The organism is Sneathiella glossodoripedis JCM 23214, assembly GCF_000616095.1.
Classification (GTDB): Bacteria; Pseudomonadota; Alphaproteobacteria; order Sneathiellales; family Sneathiellaceae; genus Sneathiella; species Sneathiella glossodoripedis.
In genome coordinates this window covers 1,383,333-1,398,289 of sequence record NZ_BAMS01000001.1, presented here as the reverse complement: position 1 = coordinate 1,398,289, position 14,957 = coordinate 1,383,333, and the positions used below count along the sequence as shown (strand labels likewise).

At 48.4% G+C, this 14,957-nt stretch carries 13 protein-coding genes and 1 tRNA gene; 3 read left to right on the top strand and 11 right to left on the bottom strand.

What is annotated here, in order from left to right:
* Positions 1-57: 57 nt before the first annotated feature.
* On the top strand, positions 58-879 hold the full coding sequence (locus JCM23214_RS06985; RefSeq protein WP_025898332.1) for a substrate-binding periplasmic protein: 822 nt from the start codon (positions 58-60) through the stop codon (positions 877-879).
* A gap of 56 nt (positions 880-935) precedes the next feature.
* Here the strand turns inward: JCM23214_RS06985 and JCM23214_RS06980 are convergent, their stop codons facing one another.
* Positions 936-1,961 (bottom strand): T6SS phospholipase effector Tle1-like catalytic domain-containing protein, encoded by a 1,026-nt coding sequence (locus tag JCM23214_RS06980; RefSeq protein ID WP_025898331.1) that lies wholly within the window; start codon positions 1,959-1,961, stop codon positions 936-938.
* A gap of 332 nt (positions 1,962-2,293) precedes the next feature.
* Between JCM23214_RS06980 and JCM23214_RS06975 the strand changes: the two genes are divergently transcribed.
* Entirely contained in the window at positions 2,294-2,746 is a 453-nt protein-coding gene (locus JCM23214_RS06975; protein WP_025898330.1) for an SRPBCC family protein, read from the top strand.
* 339 nt (positions 2,747-3,085) lie between these two features.
* On the opposite strand, the gene JCM23214_RS06970 is transcribed toward JCM23214_RS06975, so the two are convergent.
* The 6 genes from JCM23214_RS06970 to JCM23214_RS06945 form a co-directional block, all read right to left on the bottom strand.
* A complete protein-coding gene (locus JCM23214_RS06970; protein WP_025898329.1) occupies positions 3,086-3,841 on the bottom strand; it encodes an alpha/beta hydrolase in 756 nt (251 codons plus the stop codon).
* 40 nt (positions 3,842-3,881) lie between these two features.
* Positions 3,882-4,859 (bottom strand): ABC transporter permease, encoded by a 978-nt coding sequence (locus JCM23214_RS06965; RefSeq protein ID WP_025898328.1) that lies wholly within the window; start codon positions 4,857-4,859, stop codon positions 3,882-3,884.
* The gene (locus JCM23214_RS06960; RefSeq protein WP_025898327.1) at positions 4,856-5,791 is read right to left on the bottom strand and encodes an ABC transporter permease; all 936 of its coding nucleotides are present in this window, start codon (positions 5,789-5,791) and stop codon (positions 4,856-4,858) included. Before JCM23214_RS06960 ends, JCM23214_RS06965 begins: the two co-directional genes overlap by 4 nt.
* A complete protein-coding gene (locus JCM23214_RS06955; protein ID WP_199899364.1) occupies positions 5,788-7,362 on the bottom strand; it encodes a sugar ABC transporter ATP-binding protein in 1,575 nt (524 codons plus the stop codon). Before JCM23214_RS06955 ends, JCM23214_RS06960 begins: the two co-directional genes overlap by 4 nt.
* Before the next feature lie 19 nt (positions 7,363-7,381).
* Positions 7,382-8,455, bottom strand: a complete 1,074-nt coding sequence (locus JCM23214_RS06950) for an ABC transporter substrate-binding protein (protein WP_025898325.1) — start codon at positions 8,453-8,455, stop codon at positions 7,382-7,384.
* A 316-nt stretch (positions 8,456-8,771) separates the two neighbouring features.
* Positions 8,772-8,848 (bottom strand) — tRNA-Met (locus JCM23214_RS06945).
* Between the two features lie 150 nt (positions 8,849-8,998).
* On the opposite strand from JCM23214_RS06945, the gene JCM23214_RS06940 reads away from it, so the two are divergent.
* Positions 8,999-10,246, top strand: coding sequence for a DUF3095 domain-containing protein (locus tag JCM23214_RS06940; protein WP_267879392.1), 1,248 nt, complete (start codon positions 8,999-9,001; stop codon positions 10,244-10,246).
* Here the strand turns inward: JCM23214_RS06940 and mnmA are convergent.
* From mnmA to flgK, 4 genes are all read right to left on the bottom strand, one after another.
* On the bottom strand, positions 10,243-11,364 hold the full coding sequence (gene mnmA, locus JCM23214_RS06935) for a tRNA 2-thiouridine(34) synthase MnmA (protein ID WP_025898323.1): 1,122 nt from the start codon (positions 11,362-11,364) through the stop codon (positions 10,243-10,245). The genes JCM23214_RS06940 and mnmA overlap by 4 nt on opposite strands.
* A 78-nt stretch (positions 11,365-11,442) precedes the next feature.
* Positions 11,443-12,405, bottom strand: coding sequence for a flagellin (locus tag JCM23214_RS06930; protein WP_025898322.1), 963 nt, complete (start codon positions 12,403-12,405; stop codon positions 11,443-11,445).
* Positions 12,406-12,428: 23 nt separating this feature from the next.
* Complete coding sequence (locus JCM23214_RS06925; RefSeq protein WP_025898321.1) at positions 12,429-13,325, bottom strand: flagellar basal body rod C-terminal domain-containing protein; 897 nt, start codon at positions 13,323-13,325, stop codon at positions 12,429-12,431.
* Positions 13,322-14,524 carry a flagellar hook-associated protein FlgK gene (gene flgK / locus JCM23214_RS06920; protein WP_025898320.1) on the bottom strand — a complete coding sequence of 401 codons (1,203 nt, stop codon included), beginning with the start codon at positions 14,522-14,524 and terminating at the stop codon, positions 13,322-13,324. The genes JCM23214_RS06925 and flgK overlap by 4 nt, the downstream gene beginning before the upstream one ends.
* Between the last annotated feature and the right edge of the window lie 433 nt (positions 14,525-14,957).

Here is a 14,957-nt window from a genome sequence, read left to right as displayed (position 1 = left end):
TAATAGTGAACTGATTACGTTAATTCCAGTTAAACTAACAAAAGTTGCGAACACTTCATGATGCCAACCTGCAATAAATTTAAGTGCTTTTTGCAGCTTTATATCTGGGTTTTGCTAATTGCGATTTGCACTCCTTCCTCTGCGCAAGCAAATAGCTCCTATGGATTAAGCGAAGAATTTCCAATACTGATTAATTCGCATGAAGTGGAATTCCCTCCTCTATTCATCAGAAGTGAAGGACAACTGACAGGTGTCATCCCCGACATCATTGCGCAAATGCCAAATTACAAGTTTGTCAAATATGTCGCGATACCCAGAAAACGTGTGGACAGTTTATTCACTCAAGGTCAGTTACATGTTTCAATCCTCCATCCTGCCTGGACTAAGGTCGGTGAAACCCTGCACTTCGTGCCTTTGCAAATCAATCAAACCAATCGCATCTATAGCAGATATAAAACACAGGCAAGCGACATATCTGAGCTTGGCAATATTTCCTTATGCACCCATAGTGGATATATTTATCGCGGACTAAATGGTCGCTGGGAACCACAATCCATTCAACGAATTGACTCGCAATCTGAAAGTACAATGCTGCAAATGCTCAACCTGGGCAGATGCGACATGCTTGTCGCGAGTGAGCTTGTGATGGACTATCTGATCTTCAAGCAAGGTGCTACGGACACGGTATTCAAAACCGACATCATTAGCACCCAACTCGCCCTGTTCCTGGCAGTGGATAAACGCCAGACTGCTTTTGCCAAAGAACTTGAGGAAACCATCAACCGTCTTCACGCGAAAAACTGCCTCGAAGCCCTAATTGAAAAATACACCCAACCCACAGCCTCCCTCGACAGAACAAAATGTGATGCCCTGATGTAATCAGGACGCATCGATGGTTTAAGAGCCACTTAGTACAAGCTCAAACTCTTCCGCCCCTAATGGGCGATTTCAATGGCGTCCCAATTATTGCCGTGAGCTGCCAGCAGTTCATTCAAGGCAGCGCTGCGTTTTTTATACCCGCTGATATCAGCGTCCCATCTTTCCTTGGCTGAGCGATGAACGGCCCCGGTGATCTTTCTGGCAACCTTGTCACGAACCCGGTAGATGCCTTTGCGCTCTTCATGCATTTTTGAGGCAAAATCAGGAGACAGCCAGGTCTGAACATGGGGCTCAAACTCCAAACCGAAACCCTGCGCCTCATCCATCATCCACTTGCAGGCCGCATCGCTGAGCCCATGGACGTCATAACTGCCACCAACATCGGAATGCACACCGGGAAACCAGACCTCTTTCAAATCCACCGTTGAGCCGCTTTTCAGCTTGAAGGGTGTCACTTGAAAGTCCTCACGGTCCTCATCAATGGAAATTGCATGCCGCAGATGTTTGATGATCCCACTTGGGGACGTGTCGTGAAACAGAAACTCTTTCTTTCCCAGTGTGCCCCAGAACGGAACCGGCACACCAAGTGCACCAACCGTATCCCAGGCACCTACAAATTCTACCGGAATTTTATCTGCCACAGCATATTGCTGCCTGAAGTTTTTTGCACGCGCTTCATCAGGATGACTGTCTTTGGTCCGCTTTCGATAGAGCGCATAGGCTTCGGGTATTTTTTCGGAAAACTGCCGTTTGAGAAGACCGCAGTTGCGAATAAAACCGGTCAGTGAGCGAACCGTATAAGCCCCGCGACTAAACCCAAACAGGAACAACCTGTCACCGGGATTGTAATTATGCACCAAAAAGCGATAGCAATCCTGTATATTCTTGTCGATGCCTTCGCCCGTAACACCGCCCATCAGTTTTTTACGGTCAGTGCCCACGCCCCAGTCATAAAATGCGACCTGCTCATGGCCATCACCGGCAATGGGCTTTACCCCTCTTGCCAGCATTAGAACATTTGTGGAGCCCCCCTGCTCTGGTGAATTCCACGTTCCATCTGAAAAAATTACGATGCGTTTCATGTCGCCTCCTCCTGCACGCCCGGAAGTCATATTATGGGATACCCGACAACCCCCTTTCCGGCGCATCGAAGGAAGTATGTGAGCGCACAAGTTCCACGACAAAATCAATATTATAAAAATACAATATATAGCATTCATTGACAAATAAATTCTCTTTTTAGCTGCAAGGACGGCAGGTGCACCGCCTTACCTTCGAATATTTTCAGCATATGGAAAAACAAAGCCCAGCCGACTCCGCTGCTTGACCGGTATGACAGATTTTCCTAATAATAAAGCGATCTTTTCCGGCCCAAACAATAACGAACAACCTGCCGGAGGATCGGAGACAACCCATGAACGATACAAACACCCCCATCCACTTTGAGCGTAGCCATGACATTCTGATTAACGCAACACCATCAGCGGTACTGGACTATGTGTGCAACCCCAACTCATGGCCAGAATGGTTGGCGGCCTCCCACCATATTGACAGCGAAGATCGCCCCCTGCGCAAAGGGGATCACTTTGTTGAAAAATGGCACACAAAAACCGGAGAGGCGATCCTGAACTGGTCAGTCACGGATTGCGAGCCCGGCAAATACTGGATTGGGGAGACCTATACAGATTTTCTGGGAACCATCATTGTCCGCTATGACGTGACAGACACAGACGGACAAACCCGATTTACGCGCACCGTTATCAACCCATCCCGCCCCAAAGCCGCCACAGATAAAATGATCGCTGCCATGGACGAAGAAGCAAAAATCGCCCTGGCAAATATCAAAAGAAATGTGGAAATGAGTTAAATGCAGGTCAGCACTCAAGGAGTTTTTATACTGGGTGAAGAGCTAACTTGAACCCCCGACACGCGGATTACTGGATCTTATTAGCTGCGTGGCGGAACAGCAAAGTTTCACTCCAGCTCCAGAAAAATTTCTTTACTTAAAGTACCTTAAGAACCGCTTTAATGATAACGAAGAGAACGAGGTCATCGAACTCTTCGGTATTTGATTTTCTTTTCGTGACGGTGGGATCAAAGAGCGTAAAGGTTGGGGCGTTCTGTTAACCGGTAAACTCAAGGCGCATGTATAATTGGCACATATCCCATTTACTCCCTTCGCACTTCAACTATGAGCCGGGATCTTTTATGTCGCAAGCTGCTCAGAGAAAAATTTCCCGATGCTTTCGACAATTAGATCTTTATCATTATCCAGGGTTGCCACATGGTAAGAATTGTCGAGCCACAGCAATCGCACATCAGATGACGACACCTTGCGAACGATACGTTGTGCATTAGTTGGATGAACTACATGGTCATCCCTCGACTGAATTACTAACACAGGACACGTAATTTTATGAAGCAGGTCACCGATCGCAGCCTGCGCCAGATACACATCCCGCAGGCATTTGACGGGCACTTCTGGATAAGCCAATTCAGTCACATCCGGAGCCTTAATGTCTGATCCTATTCCAGGAATTCGAGAAGGAGCATCAACGTCAACAATCAATTCTGCCAGCGACCCATCATGCTCTCCAGCGACAGCATTGATAGGTGCGATACCACTAATAATATCTGGATATTTCTGCGCAAGGTGGAGAGTTAACATGCCGCCCATCGAAAGACCGGTTACGAAAACTGGCTTTCCTAATGAGGCCAATTCCTGCAAGGCCGTTTCAGCCGAAGATAGCCAGTCCAAATACCCTGTTGTTTCCATGTCGTCCGGTGATGTACCGTGCCCTGCAAGGCACGGCCCAAGAGTTCCAAAGCCAAACTGATTGTTCAACTCCTCACCCAAGTACCGCATGCTTTGAGTGGAACCTGTAAAACCGTGGATAACCAGAATATTGCAATCCTTACCCTCAAATCGAAACGGTTCTGCGCCCGGCATTATTTTTGTCATTAAGTCACCTTCTCAAATCAAGTTAAAAACTTTCATACCCTTATTTCGCCTGACGTGTGGCGTACACAATTGCAGCAACTGCAATGATACCTCCTTGTATCATCAGCTTTCCAGGTTCCCCCAGCCCAAGACTCGTCAACAAATTAAAACTGAATGTTAGCATAAAAGCAGCAACTGTAGGCCCAATCACACCACCTTTACCAGAACCAAAAGTCACTCCCCCCAAAATGACTGCTGCCAAAGAGTTCAAGGCCAGATCCTGTCCAATATCAATACTGCCAACCCCGACAAACCCAACCAACAGAAGACCGCTAAACACTGCAAACAGGCTAGACATGATATGAACGATCGTAACAACCCAGATATAGGGAATGCCAGAAGTCCACGCTGCGTTTGGATTAGCCCCAATAGCGTCGACATATCGACCAAACACCGAGATCCGGAGGAAAATTACTGATGGAATGAGTACTGCCAGCCAAACGAAAAGCGCAATGGGGAAGACCCCAATACGTTTTTGCCCGATATATCGAAGGATCTCTGGCGCATCACTTGGCGCATGATATTGGCTAAGCGAAATCACAATACCGGATAAAATCATCGCCATCGCGAGGGTCACAATCACTGAAGATGCCCTGAGCCGCGTTATCAAAAGTGCATTGATCGATCCAATCATCAATCCAAAGCCAACGCAAATAAGTACTAGAACAGGTTCCGAGAAGGGCAGGACACCACTTGTCAGAATATAGCTAACGGCAACGATCACTCCTCCAATAGAAAGGTCAAGCGACAAGACACGCATACAAAGGGACTGTCCCAACACGACAATACCGAGAGGCGCTGCCTGTCGAATGATCAGAAGAAGTAGCAAAGGAGAGAGCAAAGCCGGCCGGGTGTAATATGCAAAAAGAAGCAGGAGCACTGTTCCCACATAGGCAAACGGCAAACTAAATATATACCGTGCGAGATCTCTTGGCTTTGGAAGGCTTAGACCTTTTTTCTGGGAAAGGGAAAGGCTCATGCTCCAATCGCCTTTCTAGGCTGTAGACTGATTGCAATCAGTAATAGCACACCCGTTGCCGATGCTCGAACGAAAGGAGAGACACCAATCAGGTTCATTCCATTTGTCATCAAACCCAACGTTATGGTTCCTGCGATAACTCCGGGAACGCTGCCAACTCCCCCTGCCAGTTGTACGCCCCCCAAAGCCACTGCCGTAACAGATTCAAGGGCAAAAGAAGCCCCCATTGTCGCATCCGCAGAAGCCACCCGGGCCGAGAGATACATACCTGCCATTACCGCCGACGTAGAACACAAAACATAGCTTAAGATCTTGTAAAAGGTAACATTAACACCATTTCGGGCCGCGTTTTGTGCATTTGCACCAACAGCAAAAAGCCGCATTCCAAACTTCGTTGCCCGTAACAAAAATGCCGCTAGCAGAACAAACGTCAAGCACCAATAGAAGGCGGCGGGAAGCCCCAGAAAAGAAAAATCTACAAGGGCCTCAAGAAAACCGGGGATAGATCCTCCGGGAACAGGAAGAATAAGGAGCGCAAGCCCCTGCAAGAACGTCATACTGGCGAGGGTCATAACCAGCGGATGGACTGTAAATATCGCAACACCAACCCCATTCACAAGACCAACGCAAACGCCAACCAGTAATACGGTCGGTATTGACAGTGTGGGATCCACAGAGACCAGAAGTGTGCTTGTCAGACTAAGTACAGATCCGACGGATAGATCTATACCGCCAGAGATAGCGACAATCATCTGTCCCAAAGCAATAATCAATAATGCCGTGATCTGCGCGTTAACATTGGAAAGGTTCTGAACGCTCAGAAAAGAAGGTGAGATCAGACTAATAATCACAAACAGCAAAACAGGAAGCCCCAGGGCTACTAGACTTAATCCACTTCGCCCGGGACTATGTAATAAACCAATCGAACTCACGCCACTTCCTCTTTTTTATTATAGTTTTCTGCTGTGCTGGACAGAGCAGCATGCAAAATTTCTTCCTCGGTGGCTTCTGTACCCTCAAATTCAGCGACTAAGGCCCCGCCCCTAACCACAAGAATACGGTCACAAAGACCCAGAAGCTCGGTCAACTCACTTGAGGTAATCAGTACAGCGCCACCAGCATCTGCAAATTCTCTCAATAGATTATAAATTTCTACTTTTGCACCCACATCAACGCCGCGCGTCGGTTCTTCAATAAGTAAAACATCTACATTTGACGCCAGCCAGCGCCCAATCATTATTTTTTGCTGATTACCACCCGACAGCGCCCCTACTTCCTGGTTTGCACTGGCAGCAACAACCCTCATCTTATGGAGAAGGGTTTCAATATGATCAGACCGAACACGTGCACGTCGCCAAACGGAAAGCTCCCGCAACATGCCCAACGCCATATTCTTGGCAATACTAAGCGTTAGATACAGCCCCTCGGTTTTTCTATCCTCTGGTACGAAACCGATGCCTGCCTTAGCAACCTCAACTATCGTTGGAGTTATAGGGACAGCAATATCTGTCTCGCGGCTTGTTTTCCTTATCTCACCTTTTGAAAAGGCCTCAATACCGGCAATGGAACGAATTATTGATCGCTGGCCTTGTCCTTCAAGCCCACCAAGCCCCAGAATTTCACCTCTGGAAAGACTAAAAGAAACTTCAGGTGTGTTATCGGAAATAGCTATAGCAGAAATATTCAGCAAAGCCTTGGCTTGATCCCGAGATGTGGATCGAACAGGGAAGAGCTCTCCCAGTTCGCGTCCTACCATTAGCGAGACAAGCTGATCGCGATCAATTTCAGACACTCGTGAAGTCGCGACATACTTGCCATCTTTCAATACGGAAACTTCGTCGCAGAACCTAAAGATTTCATCGAGGCGATGACTAATATAAAAAATTAGTTTACCCTCGGACTTCATTCTTGAGATAAGTTCAGCCAGCTTTTCCACTTCAGGCGTATTAAGAGCCGCAGTGGGCTCATCCAAGATGAAAATCTGCGCATCGGCTGTAATTCCTTTAGCGATTTCTACCATTTGCTGCTCTCCTACGGAGAGATCACCACAAAAAGCATCAACCGATATTTGACTGCCCAGACGCGCTAGAGCTTCTTCAGCGAGTTCTCGCATTTTTACCCGGTCAACGACAGCCGTTTTCAGCGGCTCTCGTCCCAGAAACATATTCTCTGCAACTGTGAGGTTGGGCAGCAAGGTCAGCTCCTGAAAAATAGTGGATATGCCAGCTATTCTTGCAGCTTTCGGATTTTCCAGTTTCAACGGGGTACCGTTTATCGAAATGCATCCCGCATCTGGCTGATGCACTCCTGCGAGCAGGTTCATCAAAGTCGACTTTCCCGCTCCGTTCTCTCCTGTTATGGCGTGAACGCTACCGGCCCAGCCTTTGATCGAAACAGTATCAAGAGCCATTGTGGAGCCAAATCGCTTCGTAATTTCCACAAATTCAACGGCAGGAACCGGCCCTTCCATTGAAGGATCGGCTCCCGTTTCCAAGACCAACATATGAATTCTCCAGTTGATCTTATTTCTTGAACATTTTTTGGATTTCGTCTTCCGGAAGCGTGGAGGTTACCCAAAAGGCATCATTCAGATCTTTGCGGTAGAATTTGTCGCGTGTCGCGTTGGAAATAGCAGCTGGGTCAGAATAGTAGGATTTATAAAGCTGCTCCCCTTCCAGCAAAGCAACCGTTGCCCGAACCAGAGCAGGACCGATTCCAGGTGTATAAATTGGTGCAACACTGTCCAACTGGTTTTCAGTCCAGATCCGCAAGAACCCGTTATTTCCTTCTCCTGTCATAGGCACGAGCGGTTTACCAGTATCGTTAAAAACATCGATACAAGCCCTAGTCATGTCAGCACCGGAGAACCAGATTGCGTCCACAGGTTGCCCCGAAAGCACCAGGTTTTCACAAAGCTGTTTTCCTTTAGTATAATTCCAATCACCAAAAACTTCAGCACCGATAACAATATCTGAGCCTTCCAACCCTTCGAGCAGCCCTTCATAACGAAGCGTTTCTTCAGTTACGCCCGCAATACCACGAAACACCCATATAGTCCCTTTGCCATTCAGCTTTTCTTTCAGCCACAACCCTCCGGCTTTGCCAAACTTCTTACCACCGAGATTAATTTCTACTGTGGACGGAAGTAGTCCGTCAGTTGAACCATAGGTAATTACAGGAATGCCTGCAGCGACGGCTGCCTCAACCTGTTTTTTCACGGTAGGCGGTGCCATAGGCGTTACGATGAGCGCATCGACTTTCCGAGCGATCAAATCTTCAATATCAGCCACTTGCTTTGCTGGCTGCCAACCAGCCTCAGTGAAAATAAAATCCTTTATTTTGGGATTTAGTGCTGCTGTGTATTTAGTTTCATGCACCATTTGCACAATCCATGTATTTCCAAGACCGGGAAATGACATCCCAATGGTCCAAGGTCCAGATTTTTTATGAGCACCAGCCTTGGTCATCTCTGTTGTAGTGGGATCCAACAGGCCCTTTTCCAACAAGTCTTTCGCGAATGAAACTTGCCCAGTCCCGTTCAAGGTCAACACCGCAGAGATCGCAGCAACATTAAGCAAAGTTAGGATTTTTTTCATTTTATTTCCCCTACCCCAGTATACGCACATTATTATTATAATTTAGATTTTCATTTTGTATTAATTGAACATTAATCGAAATAAAAATGAAAATCAACCACAATTAAGATTTACATAATTTAACTGTAGTTTATGTATTGGCAGCAGGAAAAAGCATGTATATACAGATTTGTTGATAGACCAGTATTCCGAAAAAAACCGCAACAAAGCTCACGGAAATCTGCAACTGAAAAACTCAGATAGATGGGCACAACAAATCTTAATAGGTGTTGCGCGTTTGCCACGTAAAAACACATGATTATATCAAGAAGATAGTTGGTAGCGGAGGAGGGACTTGAACCCCCGACACGCGGATTATGATTCCGCTGCTCTAACCAGCTGAGCTACTCCGCCACACGAAAAACGGCCGTGGATCAGGCCGTCTGGAGGTCGCTATTTAGGAGCTTTTGAAGAGACTGTCAAGCAGGTTATTGAGAAAAAAAGGTCTGCGTTCATCCAATCGCGAAATTCTTGCGTATAAGCTTATTAATTGTCTTTTTTGAAATGTTCGATCACCATGCTTCAAATGCCCTTGCGCCAAACTCTCGAGCCTGCCATGACCGACAGCAGCACAGATTTTTTTACGGCCCTTGCTCGGTTCGTGATTTTACCAAAGTGACCGACAGTTCACTTTACACCCCCCTGCCCGATGACTGGCTGCTGGTGCTGAGCGATATCCAGGGATCCACCCGTGCAATTGAACAGGGCCGCTACAAAACCGTCAATATGGTGGGCGCTGCCTGCATCATGGGGATATTGAATATCGCGGATGAAATTGATGTGCCTTACGTATTTGGCGGGGACGGCGCGACACTTGCCATTCCGCCACAACTGGCCGATGCCGCGCGGGCGGCACTGATCAAGGTGCGCCATGTGGCCCGAGAGCAGATGTCGCTCGACCTGCGGATCGGGTTAATTCCCGTGAAGGATTTACGAGCCCGCGGACTGGATGTTACGTTGCTGAAATACCGGATGAGCGCCGGGCTGTCCCTTGCCATGTTTTCCGGGGGCGGCCTGTCGGAAGCGGATCGATTGCTCAAATCGGAGACCGAGGGAGGCGATTATCTCATCCCCATGGATGCGAAACTGGAGGGTCAACCCGATCTGGAGGGATTGTCCTGCCGCTGGGAGCCTTTAAGCAGTCGAAATGGTAAGATCATCAGTCTGCTGGTTACCGCGCCATTTGGCAGTAAGGATGAAAAGACACAAATTTATGATGAGGTCCTGAAAAAGCTGACCACAATTTTAGGATCAAAAGCTGAGGATTACCGCCCCACCAGCCGGCAAAATCTGCGACTACGCTGGCCACCGAGAGCCGCCTGGATCGAAGCGAAACTGACAGCCGCCGGACGCGGTTTGTTGGGCGCGCTGTACCGGATTGGCTGGCAGACGGCTGTACAGATGTATCTTGAAAAGTCAGGCAAGAAAGCGGGCAGCTATGATGGAGCCATTTACCGCGATGAGCTGATTGCAAATACCGACTTTCAACGCTTTGATGATATGATCCGGCTTGTCCTTGACTGTCGCCCCGACCAGATTACCGCCATTGAAGAATGCCTGAACGCGTTCCATGAACAGAAAAAAATCGCCTATGGGCTGCAGTCTTCCGATAATGCTCTCATGACATGTCTGGTCTTTAACATGGCAGAGGGAGCGCATGTGCATTTTGTCGATGGTGGCGACGGAGGCTTTGCCTTTGCTGCCACCGGGATGAAACGACAACTTGCCGCTCTGACATCTGATCCGATTTAAAGGGTGAGAGGAGCCTCGGTGCCGGCAATCCAGCCACCACCGAGCAACCTGTCCCCATCATACATAACACAAGCCTGACCGGCCGACACGCCCGCCTCCGGCTCTGGCAGGTGCACCTCTGCCCAGCCATTTGCAGCTCCATATACCGTGGCCGGGAACGGATCCTGGGTCGAGCGAACCTTGATCATCACATCTGTTCCTGCGTCATCAAGGGGACTATCGCCAATCCAGTTCATTTCCCTTAATGAAAGCTTTGAGACAAGCAACGCTTCGCGCGGACCTACGACAACCCGGTTTCCTTCCGGATCAAGACGAACAACATAGAGCGGATCCCCAACCGCGATCCCCAAGCCGCGGCGTTGGCCAATTGTATAATTGATAATGCCATTATGCTCGCCCAGCACTTTACCTGACAGATCAACGATATCCCCTTTGCGCCCTGCACCGGGCCGAATACGTTCGATAACGCTGGCATAGTTGCCGTTGGGCACGAAACAGATATCCTGACTTTCTGGCTTCGCCGCAACCGCCAGATTATATTTATCTGCCAGTGCGCGGGTTTCATCCTTTGTCAGACCACCGAGCGGAAAACGCAGATAATCAGCCTGTTCCTGTGTAGTGGCAAACAGGAAGTAACTTTGATCCTTGATGGCGTTGGCGCCGCGATACAGCCGCGCGCCGCTCACGCCTCCTTCGCGGCGGATATAATGCCCTGTGGCAAGGGCAACAGCGCCAAGGTCTTGCGACGTTTCCAAAAGATCGCGAAATTTTACGGTCTGATTACAGCGCACGCATGGCACCGGTGTTTCCCCGCGCAGGTAGCTGTCAGCAAATTCTTCCATGACGCTATCCTGAAAACGGCTTTCATAGTCCAGCACATAATGCGGAATTCCAATCGCATCCGCCACGCGGCGGGCGTCGTGAATATCCTGCCCGGCGCAGCAGGCACCTTTGCGCTGCACGGCAACACCATGATCATAAAGCTGCAACGTGATCCCGACCACGTCATAGCCCTGATCTTTTAAAAGCGCAGCCGTCACCGAACTGTCCACGCCACCTGACATGGCAACGACAACACGGGTATCTTCGGGTGCAGTATCAAAACCTAATGAATTCATGGTGCGCAATATAGGCCTGTTTTTACGGGATGCAAGCTTTAGTGCCCCAAATGCGCATGCAATCACATTTTTACAGCTCTAACCCAGAAAATTGAGCAAAGATGTCCGGTTGATCTGGCTTAATACGTTGTAGGAGGCTTCGAGTGCAAAATTTGCCTGATTGAGATTCACGATGGCTTCTGCACTGTCGACGTCTTCAATATTGCTGATATAGATCTTGGTCTGGGTTATCTGCACATCAATAGACTCTACCGTTTGGGTGACAAGGCGCTGATTAAGACCATTTTGACCGCGCGCTTCATTCAAATCGCGAACCAGGGTTTCCAGATTGCTGATTTCCGCGATGAGAAAATCCTGATCCTCTGTGCGAAGCGGCGTTGTGATAGGCCCGGCAGGCCCTGCAGGAACCGGAGCCGTAGTCGGGATAGTACCATTTTGCCAAAGCGCAATCCGCTGCAAAGCGGTCATAATGTCAAATGACAGCTCATCCGCCAGCATACCCGTTTCAATCGTCCTGTTCTCGTCGATTTTGACAGATCGTTTGAGGGTATCATTTGTATAGATATCTGTCGGTGGCTCCAGCGCGGTCAGCAGATCAGAAAACTGCGTGATGTTAATGGGCGCGGTATCTTTTTTGCTGCCTGCAAACAGGTATCCTTCGGTGTTCTGACTATTCATAAACCCGAGAACAGCCTCAAACACACCTTCCACTGCGGCCTCAAAGCCCAAAGCAGACGATGCGTTTATGGCTCCCATCACCGCTTCTTTCAAATCTGTTGCAGCACTTTCCATTCCCGCGAGCGCCTGATCATAGGCAGAGAGTTCCGCTTGAACAATGGCGTCATTTTCCTTGTGCTGCTCCAGCCGGGACAGCAAGGATTTGGCCCCGGTCAAACCAGCGGTATCCTGATAAATATCCTTATAAAACTCAGCCACGTGGCCGGTCGTAACCTGCTTCTGTGCTTTTTCAACCTTGGCCTGGCTATTGAGCATTTCCATCAGAAGCGTCTGACTTTGCTGGAATGTTGAAACCCGTGTCATAATCTATCTCCTAATCTTTTGCTCTAGGCGATATTCAGCAGAACATCATACATGTCCCGCGCGGTTGTAATTACGCGTGCAGCGGCGTTATATGCGTTTTGATATACAATCAAATTGGCCAGTTCCTCATCCATATTCACACCGGAACTTTCCAACAACTTATCCTTGAGAACCCCGGCAAGAGCGGATCGATCCGCCTGCAAACTTTCAGAGCGGGCCGCATCCAATCCAGACTTGGCCAGAATTTGTGAAGCATACTCTGTCAAAGTCACATTTGATCCAGGAAGCCCCCCAAGAGTACCAAAAGAATTAGTCGCACTTGCCAGATCCTGAAAATCCAGCGCACCGCGGTTATCAGAAAGATTAAGCGCGGGACTACCTGCTGCATTTACCTGCGCAAGGGCCATAGTCATCGGGGATGCAAGAATATCCTCACGAACTGTGAAATCCGCACTCTGATCAATCGGATAGCGAAGCCCCATTCCGAACATTGAGGAAAATGTTAGCCCCGTACCGCCACGATCACTGGTGTCAGACGATACGTTCAGATTGTAATTTTCATAGCCGGCCGCATTGGATATTTCGATTGCACCGTTACTTGTGATACTCGCTGTTGCGGTAGCCCCAAGATTGGCATTGAGTTCATCCACGATATCCTGAACAGTGCCACCAATCACACCAAAATCGATTGTAAAATCAGACTGGATTTCACCGTCCGGTCCTCTATTCTGTATCTGAACGGTACCTGTGAAGCTGTGGTTATCTGCGGGAGCAAGACCAGTATCAAAGTTTGTCTGAACAGACGCCTCAACAAGGTCATTCATCCCAAAAAAATGAGAGAACCCTTTACCCGCCCGTAAAGCCGGATCAGTTGAGGATTGCTCTATCCCCACACCGCTTGCACCGCCTTGCGCTGTCATCGTAAGCGCCCCGTTTGCAAGCGCAAGGTACCGGCACCAAGAGCGCCATTTACCTCATTAATAACATCGGTCATTGAAACCGTACCAACAGCATCAAAATCTACAGTATAAGAAGCGACGATATCATTATTGGCATCAAAGCTGTAAAAGGTTGCCTCTCCCGTAAACCCGTGATCATCACCCGCTACGACGCCAGTGTTGTGCCCGGAAAGGCTCGAAGGTGGCGGCACTGCAATGTTGGCATTATGAACGGCATTCAGATGTTCCGCGGTTGCACCAGCGAGCGCTCCAATCTGACTTGCAAGACCGGGAAGTTCAACATTCCTCATATCCAACCAACCGCGAAGCGATCCACCAGTCAGTTCCGGATCCAGTGGCAAACCAGTTGTTGCTGTTGTTTGTGTTACCTCATCATATACGTTGATGGAAATCTGATCAAAAATCGTTTCCGAGGTCACAGACGCGGCTGGTGTGTACACAAGCTGCCGCGGTGTAAAGTCAAGAAGCTGCTGCCCCGCATTCGTAATTACTGCAACTGAATTATTTCCCTGCGGATAGGTTTTGATATCCATAATCTCGGAGATCTCAGCCATTGCCTGATCACGCTTATCTTCAAGCTCGCCTGTAGGTTTGCCGCTGATGGTTGCAGAGGAAATCTCCTTGTTCAGCTCATGAATACGCAAAATTGCAGAATTTACTGTTTCGATTTCACTGGCAATGTGATTGTCAGCCTCTTTGCGCAGCGCCTGAATTTGAGTTTGCAAGCGGTCGGCTTCAATCCCGAAATTCTGGATTTCTGTCAAAGCTGTGGAGCGCGCTACAGAAAGTGTTGGGTCAACAGACAGTGACGCAAGTGATGTGTGGATACTGTCCATCTTACCCGTCAACGAGGTGTTTGCTGCGGGATCACCCAACAAAGCCTGCAGCTTACCGTATATGTCGGACATGGCGGCATACTGTTCTGAGCTGGCTGTGGAGAGGCGCAGCTCGCGCAGAATAAACTCATCCGTTACTCGTCGGACATCTTCAACATCGACGCCGGCGCCCTGCCCACCAAGAACAATTGTACTATAATCGACAACCTTTCGAGCATACCCTTCAGTCTGCACATTTGCGATATTGCTCGATGTAACGTTCAACGCCTGTTGATGGGCGAGCATACCGGTAACTCCGGAATTCATTATCGCATTTAAACTCATCTTCTATCTCCACATAACCGGTCTGATCCTGTAGGAAGTTTTGACCGGGTTCGGTGCGTTTCCTGTTTGGTTCCTGGTAAAAATTACCCTAATCGCAAGCTCACCCATATGATCGTAAGCATTTGAATTAATTAATTTTTATCCGCCAAAAGACCCATTTGACTAGGACTATTCTTTAAAACCAAAACTAAACTCGACCTTGAATATGCAATTACAATGCCAAATGCGAAATCCCACTTCCTATTATAAAGTATATCGCCAATTCTCAGCTTCCTATTCAGTTGCCCACAGTCGAATTAGGAAAGGCGGAAATTTCCTCCTTACTTCCGGTATTTATTGCCTCAGCGGAAAAAGACACCTCCCTATTTACGAAACCAATAATTCCACAACACATTGAAATAAAAGAATTTTTCTTACCACAAAAAACTGGCCC